This is a genomic window from Microbispora rosea (assembly GCF_900156315.1).
Classification (GTDB): domain Bacteria; phylum Actinomycetota; class Actinomycetes; order Streptosporangiales; family Streptosporangiaceae; genus Microbispora; species Microbispora rosea.
This window is the reverse complement of the sequence record NZ_FTNI01000002.1, coordinates 102,271-120,096: the sequence shown is the minus strand read 5'-3', so window position 1 is coordinate 120,096 and position 17,826 is coordinate 102,271. Positions and strand designations below refer to the sequence as shown.

Annotated in this window: 17 protein-coding genes; 10 read left to right on the top strand and 7 right to left on the bottom strand. The window is 72.9% G+C overall.

All coding sequences use genetic code 11. The annotated features are described in order from the left end of the window. Entirely contained in the window at positions 1-1,161 is a 1,161-nt protein-coding gene (locus tag BXA11_RS03260) for a sensor histidine kinase (protein ID WP_076432608.1), read from the top strand. Further along, positions 1,158-1,997 carry a response regulator transcription factor gene (locus BXA11_RS45245; protein WP_076432606.1) on the top strand — a complete coding sequence of 280 codons (840 nt, stop codon included), beginning with the start codon at positions 1,158-1,160 and terminating at the stop codon, positions 1,995-1,997. Before BXA11_RS03260 ends, BXA11_RS45245 begins: the two co-directional genes overlap by 4 nt. Here BXA11_RS45245 and BXA11_RS03250 read toward each other — a convergent pair. The 5 genes from BXA11_RS03250 to BXA11_RS03230 all read right to left on the bottom strand — a co-directional run bounded on the left by BXA11_RS03250 (position 1,961) and on the right by BXA11_RS03230 (position 6,963). Then, positions 1,961-2,821, bottom strand: a complete 861-nt coding sequence (locus BXA11_RS03250) for a CPBP family glutamic-type intramembrane protease (protein WP_239104751.1) — start codon at positions 2,819-2,821, stop codon at positions 1,961-1,963. The two genes, BXA11_RS45245 and BXA11_RS03250, sit on opposite strands and share 37 nt — an antisense overlap. Positions 2,822-2,873: 52 nt before the next feature. Next, on the bottom strand, positions 2,874-3,563 hold the full coding sequence (locus tag BXA11_RS03245; protein WP_076432603.1) for a neutral zinc metallopeptidase: 690 nt from the start codon (positions 3,561-3,563) through the stop codon (positions 2,874-2,876). A 59-nt stretch (positions 3,564-3,622) separates the two neighbouring features. Beyond that, positions 3,623-5,083 carry a glutamate-cysteine ligase family protein gene (locus BXA11_RS03240; protein WP_076432601.1) on the bottom strand — a complete coding sequence of 487 codons (1,461 nt, stop codon included), beginning with the start codon at positions 5,081-5,083 and terminating at the stop codon, positions 3,623-3,625. 69 nt (positions 5,084-5,152) lie between these two features. Further along, on the bottom strand, positions 5,153-5,791 hold the full coding sequence (locus BXA11_RS03235; RefSeq protein ID WP_076432599.1) for a response regulator: 639 nt from the start codon (positions 5,789-5,791) through the stop codon (positions 5,153-5,155). Then, the gene (locus BXA11_RS03230) at positions 5,788-6,963 is read right to left on the bottom strand and encodes an ATP-binding protein (protein ID WP_076433114.1); all 1,176 of its coding nucleotides are present in this window, start codon (positions 6,961-6,963) and stop codon (positions 5,788-5,790) included. Before BXA11_RS03230 ends, BXA11_RS03235 begins: the two co-directional genes overlap by 4 nt. A gap of 143 nt (positions 6,964-7,106) precedes the next feature. Here BXA11_RS03230 and BXA11_RS03225 point away from each other — a divergent pair, with 143 nt between their 5' ends. The 8 genes from BXA11_RS03225 (at position 7,107) to BXA11_RS03190 (ending at position 15,485) form a co-directional block, all read left to right on the top strand. Further along, the gene (locus BXA11_RS03225) at positions 7,107-9,140 is read left to right on the top strand and encodes a PspC domain-containing protein (RefSeq protein WP_076432598.1); all 2,034 of its coding nucleotides are present in this window, start codon (positions 7,107-7,109) and stop codon (positions 9,138-9,140) included. Next, the gene (locus BXA11_RS03220) at positions 9,133-9,336 is read left to right on the top strand and encodes a hypothetical protein (RefSeq protein ID WP_143734057.1); all 204 of its coding nucleotides are present in this window, start codon (positions 9,133-9,135) and stop codon (positions 9,334-9,336) included. Before BXA11_RS03225 ends, BXA11_RS03220 begins: the two co-directional genes overlap by 8 nt. 59 nt (positions 9,337-9,395) lie before the next feature. Further along, positions 9,396-9,983, top strand: a complete 588-nt coding sequence (locus BXA11_RS03215; RefSeq protein WP_076432597.1) for a CGNR zinc finger domain-containing protein — start codon at positions 9,396-9,398, stop codon at positions 9,981-9,983. Positions 9,984-10,182: 199 nt separating this feature from the next. Beyond that, positions 10,183-10,626 (top strand): VOC family protein, encoded by a 444-nt coding sequence (locus BXA11_RS03210; RefSeq protein ID WP_076432596.1) that lies wholly within the window; start codon positions 10,183-10,185, stop codon positions 10,624-10,626. A 2-nt stretch (positions 10,627-10,628) separates the two neighbouring features. Then, positions 10,629-11,510, top strand: a complete 882-nt coding sequence (locus tag BXA11_RS03205) for a pyridoxamine 5'-phosphate oxidase family protein (protein ID WP_076432595.1) — start codon at positions 10,629-10,631, stop codon at positions 11,508-11,510. Positions 11,511-11,581: 71 nt separating this feature from the next. Next, positions 11,582-12,127, top strand: a complete 546-nt coding sequence (locus tag BXA11_RS03200) for a PadR family transcriptional regulator (protein ID WP_076432594.1) — start codon at positions 11,582-11,584, stop codon at positions 12,125-12,127. Between the two features lie 56 nt (positions 12,128-12,183). After that, on the top strand, positions 12,184-12,867 hold the full coding sequence (locus tag BXA11_RS03195) for an ABC transporter ATP-binding protein (protein ID WP_076433112.1): 684 nt from the start codon (positions 12,184-12,186) through the stop codon (positions 12,865-12,867). Then, positions 12,864-15,485, top strand: coding sequence for an FtsX-like permease family protein (locus BXA11_RS03190; RefSeq protein ID WP_076432592.1), 2,622 nt, complete (start codon positions 12,864-12,866; stop codon positions 15,483-15,485). The genes BXA11_RS03195 and BXA11_RS03190 overlap by 4 nt, the downstream gene beginning before the upstream one ends. A 156-nt stretch (positions 15,486-15,641) precedes the next feature. Here BXA11_RS03190 and BXA11_RS03185 read toward each other — a convergent pair whose 3' ends face one another. Both BXA11_RS03185 and BXA11_RS03180 read right to left on the bottom strand, forming a co-directional pair. After that, positions 15,642-16,682: a sulfotransferase family protein gene (locus BXA11_RS03185; RefSeq protein WP_036406747.1), complete on the bottom strand. Its 1,041-nt coding sequence runs from the start codon at positions 16,680-16,682 to the stop codon at positions 15,642-15,644. 124 nt (positions 16,683-16,806) lie between these two features. Beyond that, positions 16,807-17,709: a CDP-alcohol phosphatidyltransferase family protein gene (locus BXA11_RS03180; RefSeq protein ID WP_076432590.1), complete on the bottom strand. Its 903-nt coding sequence runs from the start codon at positions 17,707-17,709 to the stop codon at positions 16,807-16,809. Between the last annotated feature and the right edge of the window lie 117 nt (positions 17,710-17,826).

Here is a 17,826-nt window from a genome sequence, read left to right as displayed (position 1 = left end):
GTGCCCAGTCGTGACGGACATGTCCAGGCCGGCCCGGAGTCCAGCCGCAGGAACGCGATCGCCGGCGCGTTTCTGCGGCTGGCTGTGATCGCCCTGCTGGTCGGCGGGCAGGCGACCGGCCCGCCGGGGTTCGGCCTGACCGGCGACCGGCTCGCCATCACCGCGCTGACCGCCGCGATCGCCGTGACGCTGTCCCTCATGGTCGTCATCCGGCTGCGGCCGATCCTGCCGGGACGCTGGAACGACGGGCCGGCGGAGGCCGTCCTCGTCGGGCTCACCATCGTGGCGGCCATCGCCCTCGACATGGTCTCGGACAGCGGCCCGGCCGTCGCCGTGCTCATGTTCGCCGTCGGGGCCGCCGCCGTACGGCATCCGCTGAGATGGTCGCTGCCGCTCCTGCTGCTGGCGCTCGCGGGTCTGGGATCGAGCGTCGCGGGACTGCTGCCGCCGCCGTTGACCCCCGAAGCGCAGCAGCGCGACCTCAGCCTGTGCGTCTCGATCTGCGTGGTCTTCGCGGTCGCCTTCGCCATCAGGCAGCGCAGGGCCGCCACCGCCGCCCAGGCGGGCGAGGCCGTGCTGGCCGAGCGCGCCCGGATCGCCAGGGAGATCCACGACATCCTCGCGCACTCCCTGTCGGCGCAGATCGTGCATCTGGAGGGCGCCCGGCTGCTGCTGCGCGCCGACCGGTCGCAGGAGGCCCTCGACCGCGTCGAACGCGCCCGTGAGCTGGCCAAGCAGGGCCTCGACGAGGCGCGCAGGGCCGTCGCCGCGCTCCGCGACGACGCCCAGCCGCTGCCCGCCGCGCTGGACGCGCTCGCCGGGGAGTTCCGCGACGCGACCGGCAGGGAGTGCGCCGTCGTCGTCTCCGGTCACGAACGCCGGCTGCCGCCCGAGACCGAGCTGGCGATGATCCGCACCGCCCAGGAGGCCGTCACCAACGTGCGGCGGCACGCTCCGGGCTCCCCCGCCACCGTACGGCTGAGCTTCGGCGACCGGACGTGCGAGCTGGAGGTCGTCAACCCCCCGAGTGACGCGCCGGGGACGCCAGGAGGAGGATACGGACTCGTGGGCATGCGCGAACGCGCCGAACTCCTGGGCGGCACCCTGGAGGCCGGCGAGACCGAGGACGGTTTCCTGGTCCGGCTGCGGGTGCCGGCATGACCGCCCGCGTGCTCGTGGTGGACGACCAGGCCGTGGTGCGCGACGGGCTCGTCCTGCTGCTCGGCCTGCTGCCGGGCATCGAGGTGGTGGGGTCGGCGTCCGACGGCGAGACCGCGCTCCGCCTGGTCGCGGACGAACGGCCCGATGTGGTGCTGATGGACCTGCGCATGCCCCGCATGGACGGGGTCGAGGCGACCCGGCGGATCCGCGCCGGATTCCCGGACACCCAGGTCGTCGTGCTCACGACCTACACCGACGACGAGTCGGTCTTCGCCGCGCTGCGCGCCGGCGCGCGCGGCTTCCTCACCAAGAGCGCCGACGCCGAGGAGATCGCCCGCGCCGTGACCACGGTGATGAACGGCGACGCGCAGCTCGACCCCGGCGTGCAGCGCCGCCTTCTGAACACCGTCACCGGCACGGGCGGCGGCGCCGGCACCGCGCCGCCCGCCGAGACGCCCGCCCCGGCCGCCGCGCCGGCTCACCGGTCACGGTTCTCATCGCGCCACGCCCGCGAGGCACGGCGAGCGGGCCGGACGCCCGGGGCCGGGACGCAGCCAGACGCCGGAACAGCGGGAAGCACCGGAAGAGCAGGATGCACCGGGACTTCGGGAAGCGCCGGCACACCGCCCGACGGGCTGACTCCGCGCGAGGCGGAGGTCCTGCGGCTCATCGCGCGCGGCCTGTCGAACGCCGAGATCGCCGCCGCCCTGTTCATCGGCGAGGCCACGGTCAAGACGCACATCAACAACCTCTTCGCGAAGGTCCGGGTGCGCGACCGCGCCCAGGCGGTCGCGTACGCCTACCGGACCGGCCTGGCCGACCCCCGCGAGGGCTGATCCAGGCGGCGGCCCACACGGGCGGCGGCGTAGCCGAGGGAGTTGGTCGCCAGGTGGAGCAGCGCGGGCGCGAGCAGCCCGGCGCGGTGACGCAGGGCGTGGAACGCGAGCCCGGCGACCGCGGTGGACGCCACCGTCCCCGCCACCAGCCGTCCCGTCTCCGCCGGCCGTCCAGCCTCGGGCCGTCCGTCCTGCACTGGCCCTCCTGTCTGCACGCCGCGTCCGGCCTGCGCGCGTCCTGCCTGTACGGGCCGTCCCGGCTCGACCGGGTCGCCTGCCTCGGCCGGGGTCTCCCCCGCGGTCAGCCGGCCGAGGGCGGGGTTGGCCCCGGCCATGTCCATGGCGGGCAACACGTGCCACAGCCCGAACAGCGCGGCCGAGGCGGCGACGGCCGCACGCGGCGGGAGCGAGCGGCCGAGCAGGGCGGGCAGCACGCCGCGGAAGCCCACCTCCTCCAGCAGCACGGTCCCGAAGGGCACCTGGACCAGGGCCTCCTCCAGCACCCGGCGGCGCGACAGCGCGAGCGCGCGCTCGTCGTGGAAGAGCACGCGAGTGCGAGGATGGGCGACGCCCGCCGCGTAGACGGCCGCGACGCCGGCCGCGAGCGCGCCTCCGGTCAGGGCCCCGGCGCAGGCGCGACGGAAGCCCAGCTCCCGCCAGGTGATCCCCTCCCTGCGGGCGACCAGCACCAGAGCGCCGGTCGCGACCGCCGAGGTCAGCGGCGCCCACCGCCGCGCGACCCGGTTGTTGAGCACGTTCGCGGCCATGAGCACGCCGAGAGTGCCGCCCAGCGCCCCCGCCCGCCTCGTCCGGTTCCTCGTCACGCCGGCCATGTTCCCATCGCCGGGACGTGCGAGGCCTCCGCCGAGCACCGCCTCAGCAGGTTCCCACCCCCTCGGTGTAACCGTGGGCGAAATGCCCCTGGCGCTGCTGTGGAGTGCCGTGGGCGTCCGGAGCCCACCAGACGTCGGTGGGGTCGCCCGCCGCCTGGAGGTTCGTGAGCAGTTCCTCCTCGTCCCCCTGCTCCGCGTTTAGCGCGCCCACCCGGATGAGACCGCTCAGCGCGGCGCCCGCGTAGCAGTCGGCCTGGAGCTCCCGCTGCACGTTGAAGCCGAAGTCCTCGACGAGCTGGGCCTGCACGGCGTGGCCCAGCTCGTGCGGGATCACGACGTAGACCGCCCCGTCGCCCATCTGGTCGTACATCGCCTTTAGCCAGACCGCGTCGTAGGCGATGAAATGGCCGTACGGGCAATAAAAGGCGTTTTCCGGCACCGCCGCCTGTCCGCCGCAGTCGGGACCGTCGGCGCCCCGATAGGCCACGAATCGGGTGATCGGGCGATAGGCCCCGCCGCTCTCCTGGAAGCGTTGCGACCAGAACCATTCGGTGAGGCACCGGGCGAGTTTGACGTCGCCGGGGAAGTCGTCGCCGGTGCCCTCGCACGGCGTTCCCCGGGACGCCGCGTCCCCCGGCTGTGCCCGGTCGGGCGGGGAGCCGGTGAGCGTGCCGCAGGAGGCGACGAGGACCGCCGCCAAGAGCAGAAGCACGGCGAGTGTTCGGCGAGTCATTTCCATATGAATACCCATTTAGGCGGCAACAATTTGCACCGCCGCCGAATGGCGGGATTTCACATGCCCCAGGTGTGAACGGGCTCGTTGGTGTGCATGTGCTCCAGATAGCGCAGGGTCATGCGGCGCAGCGCCTCATGGTCGCCACCGAACGCGCGGGCCGTCCTGACCTGCCAGTCCGCCCCCGTACGGCCGGTCACGCAGCGCCGCTCGATGATGCCGAGCAGGCGGTCGCGCTGGACCGGGTCGACCTCCCACAGGTCGAGCCCGTGGTAGGCCATGGGCAGCAGCCTGCGCAGGATCAGCTCGGAGGCGGGCACCTCCCCCAGGCCCGGCCAGTAGAGGCGGGCGTCGAGGCCGTACCGCGCGGCGTTGCGGAGGTTGTCCTCGGCGGCGGCGAAGGACATGCGCGTCCACACGGGCCGCTCGGCCGCCGGGAGCACCCGCATCAGCCCGTAGTAGAACGCGGCGTTGGCGGCGATGTCGGCCACCGTCGGCCCGGCGGGCAGCACGCGGTTCTCCACGCGCAGGTGGGGGACCCCGTCGGACACGTCGTAGACGGGCCGGTTCCATCGATAAACGGTGCCGTTGTGCAGACGCAGCTCGTGGAGCTCGGGCACCCCGCCCTCGTCGAGCACCCGCCTCGGGTCCTCCTCGTCGCACAGGGGAAGCAGCGCGGGGAAGTAGCGGACGTTCTCCTCGAACAGGTCGAAGACCGACGTGATCCACCGCTCGCCGAACCAGACGCGCGGCCGCACGCCCTGCGTCTTCAGCTCCTCGGGCCGGGTGTCGGTGGCCTGCTCGAACAGGCTGATCCTGGTCTCGCGCCACAGCTCCTTGCCGAACAGGAACGGCGAGTTGGCCGCGACCGCGACCTGCGGACCGGCGATGACCTGGGCCGCGTTCCAGTGGTCGGCGAACGTCTCCGGGCTGACCTGCAGGTGGAGCTGCACGCTCGTGCACGCCGCCTCGGGGGTGATGCTGTCGGCGTAGGTGTCGAGCCGGTCCACCCCCTCGATCACGAGGTGCAGGTCCTCGCCCCTGGCGGCGAAGATCTGCTCGTTCAGCAGCTTGTAGCGGGGGTTGGCCGACAGCGTCCCCTCGTGGACGTCGCTCTCGCGCAGCGTCGGCAGGATTCCGACCAGCATGAGCTGCCCGCCGACGCGCGCCGCCCGCTCCTGCGCCCGGTTGAGGCGCAGCCGTATGGACTCCTCCAGCAGGCGGCCGCCCTCGCCGGACAGCACCTGGGGCGGGATGTTGATCTCGACGTTGAACTGGCCCAGCTCCGTCGCCCAGTCGGGCTCCGCGATGGCGGCCAGCACCTCGGCGTTCTTCATCGCCGGCTCGCCCCGGGAGTCGACGAGGTTCAGCTCGATCTCCAGACCCGTCTGGGGCCGGTCGAACCCGAACCGCGACTCCCGCAGCATCTCGGCCAGGACGTCCAGCGACAGTTTCACCTTGTCCCGGTAGCGACGGCGGTCCTCCCGGCTGAAGGAGACGGAGGGTACGTCACGGCCCATTCACCGAGCGTCGCATGCCGAGGGGCGATCGCACCAGACGGATCCGCCCAGACGGATGCGCAGACGGGGTCAGACCAGCCGTCTGGCGGTGGCCCAGCGCGACAGCTCGTGCCGGTTGGACAGCTGCAGCTTGCGCAGCACGCTCGACACGTGCGTCTCGACGGTCTTCACCGAGATGAACAGCTCCTTGGCGATCTCCTTGTAGGCGTAGCCCCGGGCGATCAGCCGCAGCACCTCGCGCTCCCGCTGGGTGAGCGAGTCGAGCTCCGGGTCGATGGGCGGGGCCTCCGTCGAGGCGAACGCGTCGAGGACGAACCCGGCCAGCCGCGGGGAGAAGACCGCGTCGCCCTCGGACACCCGGATGATCGCGTCGGTCAGCTCCGCGCCGCTGATCGTCTTGGTCACGTAGCCGCGGGCGCCGCCCCGGATGACCCCGATCACGTCCTCGGCCGCGTCCGACACCGACAGCGCGAGGAAGCGCACCTGGGAGCCGGAGCCGAGCACGCGCCGCAGCACCTCCTGGCCGCCGCCGCCCGGCATGTGCACGTCGAGCAGCACCACGTCGGGCTGCAGCTCGCCGATCGCCGTCACCGCCGACTCCACGTCCTCGGCCTCGCCGATCACCTGGATCGACGGTCCGAGCTCGGCCCGTACGCCGGACCGGAACAGCCGGTGGTCGTCGACGATCAGCACGCGTACGGTCTTCATTGCTCCCTCTTCATGGTCAGCATGACCTCGGTTCCGTCGCCCGGCTCGGTCCTGACCCGGGCGCTTCCCCCGTTGCGCTCCATCCTGCCGATGATCGACTGGCGGATGCCCATCCGGTCACCGGGGACGTCGTCGAGCACGAAGCCCTTGCCCCGGTCCCGGACGAACACCGTCACCTCGTCGGGCTCGACCTCGGCATAGACGGAGACGACCGGAGCCCCACTGTATTTGCACGCGTTGACCATCGCCTGCCTTGCGGCGTGCAGCAGGGCCACCAGGCCCTCGTTCAGCTCGCAGTCGCCCACGCAGACCACCTCGATCTGCACCCCGTGGGCGTCCTCCTCCTCGGCCGCGACCCGCCGTACGGCCGCCGCGAGGCTGGCGTCGGCGTCCTGCTTGGGCTGGTAGAGCCAGTTGCGCAGCTCCCGCTCCTGCGACCGGGCGAGCCGGGCGACCTCCCGCGCGTCGTGGGCGTTGCGCTGGATCAGGGTCAGCGTGTGCAGCACCGAGTCGTGGACGTGAGCGGCCACCTCGGCCCGCTCCTCCTGCCTGATGCGCTCGGTGCGCTCCCGCTGCAGCTCCTTCACGAGCGTGGCCAGCCAGGGCGCGGCGATCATCAGCATGCCGCCGACGACGACCGCGGTGAACACGAGCCCGGTCCTCGCCTTGGCCAGCTCGCCGCTCGCGGCCAGGAAGCCGATCGCGCCCACGACGACGAGCAGCGCCCCGATGCCGGTGCGCACCCAGGTCGTGCTGACCTGCTTGACCGCGCCCGACATCCACCGCTGCCGCCGTCCCGGATCGGCCTGCTGCCAAAGGATCAGCGCGCCGATGCCGCCGACCGCGATCGGCCACGTGCCGAACCCTCCGCTGGAGGCGCCCGTCATCCAGGCGAAGCCCGCCAGCACCAGCCACAGCACGCCGTATGCGGCGAGCTGGCCCCACTCACGGGCCGGCTCGCGGCCCTTCACCTCCTCCTTGGGGGTGAACATCCACAGTGCGGCGTACGCCACGACGCCCAGCCCGTCGACGACGGTGAGCAGCACGAACGCGAGGCGCAGCACGACGGGGTCGAGCCGCAGCTGGGCGGCGGCACCCTGGGCGACGCCCGCGACCACCCGGCCCGTGGCGGGCCGGACCATCCGGGAATACGCCGCGGGGGCGTTAGGCATCTCAGACATCTCGGAAAGCATCGTCACACGTCGCAAACCATGAGCGCATCAGGGCATGCCCTGACGCCACCCCTGAGGGGTCGGGGACGAGTCAGGGGTTCCCCCGATGGCAGGGATATGGCGCGCGAGGCCAGGATGGGACCATGACCGAGGCACCACCGACACCCACTCCCGACTCCGCCGGCGCGCCCGAGCCCGAGAAGGTGCTGAGCCGCTCCAGGGACGGGCGCATGATCACGGGCGTCTGCGCGGGCCTCGGCAGGTTCACCGGCATGGACCCCGTGCTCTTCCGGGTCGGCTTCGCCGTGCTCGTCCTCGCCTCCGGCATCGGCGTCCTGCTGTACGTCGCGGCGTTCCTGTTGATGCGCCAGCCGGGCGGCGGCCCCGGCCATCTGGAGCAGTGGACCCGGCGGCTGTTCGACGCCGAGACCGTGCTCGCGCTGCTGGCCGCGGTCTTCGCGTTCGGCCTGATCATCAACGTCGCGTCCGGAGGGATCAACCGCGGCACGATCGTGGTCGGCACGCTGTTGGCCATCGTGCTGATGGCGGCCCACGCGCGCGGCGTCGACCTGCTGACGATGGCCAAGTCGATGCCCGAGCGGGCGACGGGACGGCGCGGCATGACCCGGGCCACCCCGAACTTCGCGCCGTTCGCGCCGTTCACTCCGCCACCTGCGCGGGAGCCGTACGAGGCGGGAGCGCCGATGACGGAGACACCGCTACGGGAGACACCGGCGCCGCAGGCTCAGGCACAGCCGCCCGTTGCGGACACGGCGGAGACGGCGAGGGCGGCGGACAACGGCCCGGCAGCGGACACCGCGGCCCCCGCCGCGGAGGCCTCCACGCGCGCCGACACGGCTACGGAGAGCGCCGCGGACGACCCCGCGGTCCATGACACGAAGATCCGGGCGGCGGCAGCGGACGACACCGCGGTCCACGACACGATCGTCCAGGACCCGGCGGCGCCTCCGAAGGCCGTGGACGACACGCTCGTCCAGGAGGCCTTCTCCGGGGACCCGGCGGCATCGGCGGGGCGGCCCGGCGGCGACCCGCCGACCCGGCCCTTCGAGTCCGTCGCCCGGCTGGCCGCGGAGCCCGCTCCCGGCACGCCGTACCCCCCGGATCCGAACGCACCGGACCCGAACGCCCCCGGCTCGAACGTCCTGGGTCCGAACGCCGCGGGCCCCACCCGCCTGGGACCGGACGCGCCCGGGACGCCGGTCGGCTGGGCTCCTGGAGCGCCGGGGCCCTCCGTCTCCGCGCCTCCGGCCGGCGACGGCTACCGGCGGCTGTCCGACCTGGCACGCGAGGCGCGGGAGGGCGCGTACGGGGGCAGCGGCGCCCGGGACGACCGGCACGGCGCGCGGGGACATGGAACGCCGGGACACGGAACGCGGGGACACGGCGCCGGAGGGCACGGCTACGGAGCCGGAGAGCCCTTCGCTCCCCACGGCCCTTATACGAGGCGGGAGCAGCCGCACCAGCCCTACGGGTCGCCCTATCCCCCGCCGAGCCCCTATGCCCCGCCCGTGCCGCCACCCCCGAGGCCGGCGAGGCCCAAGCGGCCCAGGTCGTTCGTCGGCGGCCTCACCATCTGCCTCGCCCTGATCGTTGGAGGGATCATGGTCACCATGCAGCGGACCGGCTCCGGCTCGGTCGGCCTGCCGGTCGTCGGCGGGGCGGTCCTCGTCACGATAGGGGCGGGCCTGCTGGTCGCGGCCTGGTTCGGCCGGGGCGCCGCGCTGATCGCCGCGGGGACGATCGTGGCCCTCGTGCTGGTGGGAAGCTCGACGGTGAACGGCATCCCCCGCAAGGTCGGCAGCTTCGTCTGGCACCCCGTCGGCACTGTCCAGTCGCCCGGCGCCTACGAACTGGGCATCGGCGAGGGCAAACTCGACCTGAGCGACGTGACGATCAAACCGGGCGTCCGGGTCAGATTCGACGCCTCGGTGTCGATCGGGCAGCTCACGGTGATCGTGCCGACGACCGCCCGCGTGGAGGTGCACGGCTCCGCCAAGCTGGGCGAGGTGAGGATCGACCACAAGGTCGAGGACGGCAGCGACGTGCGCTTCGACCGCGTCCTCGAGCCCGAGGCGCCCGTCGAGGGCGACGTGCCGACGATCGAGCTGCACGTCAAGGCCGGGGTCGGCGACGTGGAGGTGCGCCGTGGTGCCTGAGTCGCAGCCCGAGCGCCCGCGCCGGGTGCACCGTACGAACTGGATGTCCCTGCTGTGCGGCCTGCTGTTCATCGGCATGGGGATCCGCTATCTGACCGGGCCCGAGCCCGACGCCGTCGTCATGGCGCCCGTCCTCGTGGGCGGGCTGGGCTTCGCGGCCTTCGTCGCCATCCTCGCCAAGGCCATCCGCCGCTGACACCCCTCCAGCCTCCCGGTCTCACGGGCACACCCGGCCGACCACGTTAGACTGAGCGGATGTCCTCGCTGCTGGCCCTGGAATTCGTGAGCACCATCCGGGCGAACCGGTCCGGCCCGGTGGACGCGCTGGAGGATGTCGGCGGCCTCACCGCCTGGGTCGGCGACCACGCGCCCGAGCTCGGCATCGACCCCGCCGCGTTCGTCGTCACTGCCGAGATGCGTGAGGAGGTCGTGGCGCTGCGGCAGGCGATCCGCGCGCTGTTCGCCCGGGCCGTGTCCCCCGGGCCGGCGAGCGCCGCGGACGCGGCCCGGCTGCCGGCCTTCGAGCCCTCCCTCGATCTCGTGAACGCCACGGCGGCGGCGGTGCCCGTCGCCCCCCGGCTCGAATGGCCGCAGGACGAGGCGCCCCACGCCCGGACCCTGCCGGCCCTGGCCGCCGGCGACTCCGCCCGCCTGCGGGCGACCCTCGCGTCCGCCGCCGTCGACCTGCTGGGCGGGCCGCACCGGGAGCAGCTCCGCGCCTGCCCCGCGCCCCGGTGTGTGCTGTATTTCGTCAGGGAGCACCCGCGCCAGGAGTGGTGCTCGGTGGCCTGCGGCAACCGCGCCCGCGCGGCCCGTCACTACCGCCAGCACAAGAACGCCTGAACCCCGGGGCGTTCGCCCTCCCGATCGAACGGCCGCCTGAACCCCACCGGTCGCGCTCGCGCCGTCTCCATGGTCACTCCTGCCGCTCTCCCGGCGCGAGCGGCCCGCCTTCTAATGGACTTCAACGGAGAAGTCCGTTAGCCTTTTCTCCATCTTCTAACGGGATAGTCCGTTAGAACTTGCGACGAAGGGGGCGGCTATGAGCTTCACCACGGGGCACGTCGGACTGAACGTCTCGGATCTCGACAGGTCGGTCGGCTTCTACCGGAAGATTTTCGGCTTCGATCTCGCCGCCGAGTCGGCCGACGAGGCGCACCGCTACGCGTTCCTCACCCAGGACGGCACGCTGGTGCTGACGCTGTGGCAGCAGAGCGAGGGCACGTTCGCCCCCGGCCTGCCGGGGCTGCACCACCTGTCCTTCCAGGTGCCGGACATCGACGCCGTACGCGGGGCGGAGGCCGTCGTCCGGGAGACCGGGGCGACGATCCACCACGGCGGCATCGTCCCGCACCGCGAGGGCGGCTCCTCTGGCGGTCTGTTCTTCGAGGACCCCGACGGGATCCGGTTGGAGATCTACGCGCCGAGCGGCGCCGACGACCGCCCCGCTCCCAGGTCCGACGTTCCGACCTGCGGATTCTTCTAGAGATGCGGCACGCGGGAGAGATCGCGGTCCAGCGCCGGGCGGGCGTCCGGCTGGCGGAGCACGGGTCGGCCCGCGTACGGGCCGAGATACCGGAGGCCGCCGCGCGGTTCCTGGAAGCCCAGCGCATGGTCGTGATCGGCGCGGAGGACCGCGAGGGCCGCGTGTGGTCCGCGCCGCTCACCGGCCGGGCGGGCTTCGCCACCGCGACCGGCGACCGCACGATCCTCGTGGACGCGGTGCCCGGCGCGCCGCTCGCGGGAGTGTTCGACGACGAGCACGACATCGGCATGCTGGCCCTTGAGCCGTGGACCCGCCGGCGGATGCGGGTCAACGGCCGGGCCCGGCGGGACGGCGACCACCTGGTCGTACGGACCGAGCAGGTGTATTCGAACTGCCCCAAATATCTGCAGAAGCGGACGATCACCGAGGACCTGGAGCCCGGTGAGCGGACGTCGTGGTCCGGAGACCTCCTGTCGGAGGCCCAGCAGAAGTGGATCAGCGCCGCCGACACCTTCTTCGTCGCGACGCACGCGCCCGGGCTCGGCTCGGACGTCTCGCACCGGGGCGGCAACCCCGGGTTCGTCGAGGTGGTGGACGCCCGGCGGCTCGTCTGGCCCGACTACGCGGGCAACCTCATGTACATGACCCTCGGCAACCTGGAGCTGAACCCCGCCGCCGGCCTGCTCTTCCTCGACTGGGCCACCGGGGACGCGCTGCACCTGACCGGCAGGGCGCGGGTCGACTGGGACCCTCGCGAGGTGCCGGGAGCCCAGCGGCTCGTGGAGTTCGACGTCGAGCGCGTGCTCCAGGTCGGCGGCGCGAGCCCGCTGCGCTGGGCGTTCGAGGAGTACTCCCGGTTCAACCCGCCCGTCAGGGGTGCGTGAGGGACACACCCCTGACGGGCCCGGGTCCGGCCGATAGCCAAGGGCATACTCAGTATGCATACTGAGTATCCATGTCGGTACGACACGGCCTGCTCGCCCTGCTGAGCCGGGGCCTGCGCTACGGCTACCAGCTCAGGGCCGAGTTCGAGGCGTCCACGGCGACGACCTGGCCCCTGAACATCGGGCAGGTCTACACGACGCTGTCCCGCCTCGAACGCGACGGCCTGGTGTCCCGCGACGACCAGGGCGGTCAGGACGGTCAGGACGAGCAGGGCCGGGTCCGCTACGCCATCACCTCCGAAGGCCGCGACGAGCTCGACCGGTGGTTCGCCAAACCCGTCTCCCGGGCCGACCGGCCCCGTGACGAGCTCGTCATCAAGCTCGCGATGGCGGTCACCACGCCCGGCGTGGACGTCGCGGCGGTCATCCGGGCCCAGCGCTCCGCGACCATGCGGAGTCTGCAGGAGCTCACCCGCGCCCTGCGGACCCTCGACGCGTCCACCGAGGCCGCCCAGCGCCTGGTCGTCGACTCGATGATCTTCCATGCCGAGGCCGAGCAGCGCTGGCTCGACCACTGCGAGGCCGTCCTCGCCCGTCCCTCCGAGGAGAACCCGTGACCGAAACCCGACCTCCGGACCGGTTGCCCGCGCCGGACGCCGAGCCGGTCGTGCGCATGACCGGCGTCGTACGCGTCCACGGCGAGGGGACGGGTGCCGTCCACGCGCTGCGGGGCGTCAGCCTGGACGTCCCCGCCGGAGAGCTGGTCGCGGTGATGGGCCCGTCCGGGTCCGGCAAGTCCACCCTGCTCAACCTGGCGGGCGGGCTCGACCGGCCGACGGAGGGATCCGTCGTCCTCGAAGGCCGGGAGCTGCGGGATCTGTCCCAGAGACGACTGGCGGAGCTGCGCCGCAGGAGCGCCGGATATGTCTTCCAGGATCTCAATCTCATCCCGTCGCTGACCGTCGCCGAGAACGTCGCGCTCCCGCGCGAGCTGGACGGCGTCCGTACGGCGAAGGCCAGGGCGGAGGCGACGGCGGTGCTGGAGGAGGTCGGGCTCGCGGACCTCGGCGACCGGTTCCCCGACGACCTGTCGGGCGGCCAGCGCCAGCGTGCCGCCATCGCCCGGGCGCTCGTCGGGCGGCGGAGGCTGCTGCTGGCGGACGAGCCGACCGGCGCCCTCGACACCCGCGGCGGCGACGAGATCATCCAGGTGCTCCGGCAGCGGGCCGACGCCGGGGCCGCCGTGCTGCTGGTCACCCACGAGCCCCGTTATGCGGCCTGGGCCGACCGCGTCGTCTTCCTCAAGGACGGGCAGGTCGCCGACTCGTCCGCCGCGGGGATGGAGACCGCCCGATGAGCCCGATCCACGCGAGCGAGGTGAGAGCGGCGTTACGGATCTCCCGCCGCAACGCCCTGCGGACGAAGTGGCGCAGCGCGCTGATCCTCGCGATGATCGGCCTTCCGGTCGCCCTCGCCGTCCTCGCGCTGACCGCGCTCTTCCCCGTGACGGGAAGCGACCGCCAGCACTACCCGATCGGACAGGCCGACGCGGTGGTGACCGGCGCCCACGGGTGGGCGGGCCTCACCCAGGACGCGTGGGGCAACGGCGTCTCCACACAGCCCGGCGACGTGCCGTTCACGCAGGCCGAGGTCACGGCGCTGCTCGCGCCCGGCAGCCGGGTCGTCCCGGTGGCGCGGGGGACGCTCCGCTATCTGACCCCGCAGGGGTATGAGACGGGAGAGATCCGTCAGGTCGATCTCCGCGATCCGATGTCCCGGGGCACCTTCCGGCTGACCGAGGGCAGGCTGCCCGCCGCTCCCGGCGAGGCGGTGGTGTCTGCCGAGCGGATGAACAGGGACGACGCCCGGGCCGTGGCTCCGGGGGTGACGCTCCTCGTCGGCGAGGAACGCCGCCCGGTGCGGGTCGTCGGCGTGGCCCTGTTCGCCTTGGCGGGGATCGAGCCCACGCTCGCGACCTTCCCCGGCAGCCTGCCGGCCGACGCCTTCGGGCCGGTCGACTCCGAGCTGATGTCACGCGCCTGGTTGGTGGACTCTCCACGGCCGTTGACGTGGGCGGACGTGCGGCGGCTGAACGCGCAGGGCCTCGTGGTCGTCAGCCGTGCCGTCACCGATCGGCTCACGGCGGACGAGCCGCACTCGCGCGTGTTCGACCCCGTGCGGGCCGTGCCGTGGGTCGCGATCATGCTGCTGGAGGTCGTCCTGCTGGCCGGGCCGGCCTTCGCCGTCGGGCGGCTGCGCAGATCGCGCGAGTTCGCGCTGGTCGCCGTCCAGGGCGGCTCCCCCGCACACCTGCGGACGATCGCGCTCGCCGACGGCCTGCTGTTCGGCGTCGCCGCCTCCGTGCTCGGCGCGGCGCTGGGCGTCGTCGCGTCCCGGCTCGCGACGCCGCTGCTGGAGTGGCGCGCCGGATTCCTGCTGGGCTCGTTCCAGGTCCCCTGGGCCGAGGTCGCGATGGTCACGGTGCTGGGCGTCGTCGCGGGACTGCTGGCCGCGCTCGCCCCGGCCGTCGCGGCGAGCCGTACGGACCCGGTCGCCGTGCTGTCGGGCCGGCGGGAGCGGAGTCGTGAGCGGGCGGACCGTCCGCTGCTGGGAGTCGTGCTCGTCGTCGCGGGCACGGCGGCGACGATCGCGAGCGCGGGTCACGACATCGCCTGGACCGGGACCTCGGCCCTGGTCACCCAGCTCGGCCTGGTCGCCCTGGTGCCGGTGTTCCTCGCGGCGACGGCCCGGCTCGCCGCCCGGCTTCCCCTGCCGCTCCGGTTCGCCGCCAGAGACGCCGTACGCAACAGGGGCCGTACGGCGCCCGCCGTCGCGGCGGTGATGACCGCGGTCGTGGCGCTCGTGGCGGTGGGAGTGGCCGGGCACAGCGTGGCCGCGCAGAGATTGGTGGTGGACTACGCGCAGGCTCCGGCCGGGGCTCTCCAGGTGACCGGGCCGGACCTCACTCCCGAGCTCTGGAACCGGGTGCGCTCCGCCGTACGCGAGGAACTGCCCGCCCGTGTGCCGCTGATCGAGGCGCGGATACTCGCGACCCCCTCCGGCGCCCCGCTGTTCGCCCTCGTGCCGGACGACGCCTCGGGGACCAACCGAGTTGAAGTGCTCGACGTGACCAGGTCCGGCGGGCTCCTGGTGGGCGGCGAGGACCTGCTCCGCTACGTGCTGCGGCGCGAGGACTCCGGCGCGGTGGCGGCGCTCCGCGAGGGGAAGCTGGTCGTGCTCAACCCCGACGTGATCCGTCAGGGTGAGGTGCGCATCGGGCTGACGCCCGCGACCGGAGGAGAGGACCCTCTGGCGCTCACCCTGCCCGCCGTCGGCGTGCGGCCCACCGGGCAGGGCTGGGCCCGCGTGGTCGTCTCACCCGAGGCGGCGGCGAAGAACGGGTACGGCACCGTCACCTCCATGCTCCTGGTGGACCCCGCGGACTTCCGCACTCCGCGGGCGACGGCGGACCGGATCGCCGCGAAGGTGGAACGGATCACCGGAAAGGCCTCCGTGCGGCTCGAGACTCCGGAGACGCCGGACGACATGCTCCTCCTGGTCGTGCTGGGCATCGCCGCGGCCGTGCTCGTGCTGGGGATGACGTCCGTCGCGACCATGCTGGCCGCCGTCGAGGCGCGCCCCGACCTGGAGACCATGTCGGCCGTGGGGGCGGCGCCACGCGTGAAGCGGGCCGTCGTCGCCGGGCAGGCGCTGGTGATCGCGCTGCTGGGCTCGGTCGCGGGCGTGCTCGCCGGCCTCGCCCCGGGCGTCGCCGCGGCCTCGCGGCCCTTCCCCTACCCGGCCGTGGTCCTGCGCCCCGACGGAGTGATGACGATCGTGCCCGTCGACCCCGCGATCGCGATCCCCTGGGCGCTCATCGCCCTGCTCGTCGTGGGGCTCCCCCTGCTGGCCGCGCTCGGCGGCGCCGCGTTCACCCGGTCGCGCCTGCCGCTCCCCCGGCGCAGGGCGACCTGACGACGTCACGAGCCCGGCACGACCGCGGCGGCCCCTCGGCATCGGGCCCCTCGGCATCGGGCCCCTCGGTGTCGGGCAGGGGGCCGAGAGACGCACACGCCTCGTCGTGCGCCGGTCGGCCCCCGCCGAGGCGGTTGAGATCGTCGAGAGGGGTTGTCAGCGGGGGAGCAGTTCGTAGGAACGCTGCTGGGGCAGGCCGGCGAGCTGCCGCTGCCCGTCCGTCAGCAGCGCGGCGATCGGACCGGGCTCGCGCAGCCGGGTGAGCCGGTCGCGGTTGTACTTGCGCAGCCGCGCCGCGCGGCGCTTGGCCGCCGCCGCCTTGAACGCGGCGACCTGGTCGCGGTCGGGCTTGCGCGCGCCGCTCAGCTCGTAGCCGTACGCCGTGAGCCGCTCGCCGAGCACCTCCTCGCACAGCGAGATCTCCCAGGGCTCCAGCCGAGAGGCCCACTTGCCCGAGTGGGCGGTGGTCACGTCCTCGTGCGTGTTGCTGTGCCACACCTTGTGCTTGGGCACGGCGAGTTCGGCCACGTGGCGCGGCTCGCACATCGCCGGGTCGTAGTCCTCGCCGAGGAACACGCACAGCTTCTTCAGCTCGGTCTCCGGGTCGGAGGTGAGGTCCTCGTAGCGCAGCTCGTAGAAGCTGTCGGCCGGCAGCTTGCGCGCGTGCCGGCGGCCGAAGTCGACCGCCTCGGCCCAGTTGGCCATGGCGTGCACGGCGTCCGCCTTGTACCAGGGCATCTGCTTGAGCGAGGCCACGCAGTCGCGGCCGTCCCTGACGAGGTGGACGAACTGCGCGTCGGGGAACATCCGCATCAGCATCTCGACGTGCCGGTAGTAGCTGGGCCGCTTGTCGCCCCAGCGCGGCTTGCCGAAGCGCTCGGCGTAGCACTTGAAGACCATGCCGATCACCGACCCGAAGCTGCCCGGGCCGAGCATGGCCGCCTGGACGAACTCGGGACGGCTCAGCCCGAGCTCGTGGAACTTCGTGGTCCGGCCCTCGGCGATCCAGGTCGCCAGCCTGCGCCTGTTGTCGGCCAGCCGCATGTCGCCGTACGCCCGCCGGGAGAAGTAGGCCGGGACGAGGAACCGCGTCTCGGGCGGGACCGCGATGCGCGGGTGCGAGTGCAGCATGAGCTGCAGCATGGTGGTGCCGGAGCGCGGGCAGCCGACGACGAAGACAGGTCTGTCCGAATGCATGAGTTCTATCCCCCGTGGTGAAATTTCCGGACGTCAGGCCGCCGCCCGCCCCCGGGCGCGGCTCGTGACGCGGGTCCTACGGCGTCACGCCGTACAAGTTGGTGGATCGGGCCGAGAAGGCCGGTCAGACAAGGACCTTCTCTCTCTCGGCGGCGGTGCTGGGCACTTGGCGCGACGCCAGCCAGACCCGGTAGACCAGGCTCATCTCGAACGCCAGCAGCAGCGCGCCGGACACGGCGGCGACCGGCACCATGGCCCTGGGACCGAACAGCGGGCCCACGACGAAGACCGCGGCGTGGAACTCGATGCCGCTCACCACGTGGGTGCGCACCCGGTGCCGGGTCAGGAAGACGCGGAACCGGTCATACCAGGGGAAGCGCGCGTGGAACGCCTTCTGCAGGTCGACCACCGGGCGGTCGGTGTCGTCGGTGTCGTCGGCGGCGGCCTGGCCGAACTCCGCGGCGGCCTGCCCCAGCTCGGTCCGCGGCCTGGAGCGCAGGACGCTCTCCGCGAGGACGAACTGCCCCTCCAGCCGCGCCTCGAGCAGCGCGCGGGTGGCGTCCTTGACCCGCTTGAGCTGCGGGCCGTTGATGTAGCGGAACAGGTCGAGCACCACGACGCCGACCGCGGCGAGCACCGCGTCCGTGTCGCCCGTGCGGGCGTACTCCCCGAACCCCCACCCGAAGGCGCAGCAGACCACCCGCACCCGGTCGCCGACGTAGTCGAGCCACAGGCCGAAGGGCGTCCCCGTGCCCTTGAGCCTGGCGATCTTGCCGTCCATGCAGTCGACCGTGAAACTGAGATAGAACAGCACCGCACCGGCGACGAGCATGCCCTCCGTGAAGGCCGCCGCCGAGGCGAAGCCGATCAGCATGGACAGTCTGGTCAGCCCGTTCGGGGTGATCGAGGTGTGATTGGCCACGAGCAGCGCGAGCCGGCAGGCGAGCGGATCGACCATGAAGACGGTCCACCACGAGTCTCTCGGCTTGCGCGTCGCGAGTATGTCGTCCAGCGTGAAGCCTCCCATGCAGGCAAGAATGACTACAACGGGTAGCCGTTGGCCTGCTCTTCGGTAACAGGGAGGGCATCTCATTGCCGCTTCTTGACCGTCCTCCCCATCTACGTAAACCATCCGCCAATCCGG

Excerpts from the sequence above, each read along its gene's own strand:
- BXA11_RS45245 (WP_076432606.1), top strand. The coding sequence starts at position 1,158 with ATGACCGCCCGCGTGCTCGTGGTGGACGACCAGGCCGTGGTGCGCGAC.
- BXA11_RS03245 (WP_076432603.1), bottom strand. The coding sequence starts at position 3,563 with ATGACTCGCCGAACACTCGCCGTGCTTCTGCTCTTGGCGGCGGTCCTC.
- BXA11_RS03240 (WP_076432601.1), bottom strand. The coding sequence starts at position 5,083 with ATGGGCCGTGACGTACCCTCCGTCTCCTTCAGCCGGGAGGACCGCCGT.
- BXA11_RS03235 (WP_076432599.1), bottom strand. The coding sequence starts at position 5,791 with ATGAAGACCGTACGCGTGCTGATCGTCGACGACCACCGGCTGTTCCGG.
- BXA11_RS03230 (WP_076433114.1), bottom strand. The coding sequence starts at position 6,963 with ATGCCTAACGCCCCCGCGGCGTATTCCCGGATGGTCCGGCCCGCCACG.
- BXA11_RS03225 (WP_076432598.1), top strand. The coding sequence starts at position 7,107 with ATGACCGAGGCACCACCGACACCCACTCCCGACTCCGCCGGCGCGCCC.
- BXA11_RS03215 (WP_076432597.1), top strand. The coding sequence starts at position 9,396 with ATGTCCTCGCTGCTGGCCCTGGAATTCGTGAGCACCATCCGGGCGAAC.
- BXA11_RS03210 (WP_076432596.1), top strand. The coding sequence starts at position 10,183 with ATGAGCTTCACCACGGGGCACGTCGGACTGAACGTCTCGGATCTCGAC.
- BXA11_RS03205 (WP_076432595.1), top strand. The coding sequence starts at position 10,629 with ATGCGGCACGCGGGAGAGATCGCGGTCCAGCGCCGGGCGGGCGTCCGG.
- BXA11_RS03200 (WP_076432594.1), top strand. The coding sequence starts at position 11,582 with ATGTCGGTACGACACGGCCTGCTCGCCCTGCTGAGCCGGGGCCTGCGC.
- BXA11_RS03195 (WP_076433112.1), top strand. The coding sequence starts at position 12,184 with ATGACCGGCGTCGTACGCGTCCACGGCGAGGGGACGGGTGCCGTCCAC.
- BXA11_RS03190 (WP_076432592.1), top strand. The coding sequence starts at position 12,864 with ATGAGCCCGATCCACGCGAGCGAGGTGAGAGCGGCGTTACGGATCTCC.
- BXA11_RS03185 (WP_036406747.1), bottom strand. The coding sequence starts at position 16,682 with ATGCATTCGGACAGACCTGTCTTCGTCGTCGGCTGCCCGCGCTCCGGC.
- BXA11_RS03180 (WP_076432590.1), bottom strand. The coding sequence starts at position 17,709 with ATGGGAGGCTTCACGCTGGACGACATACTCGCGACGCGCAAGCCGAGA.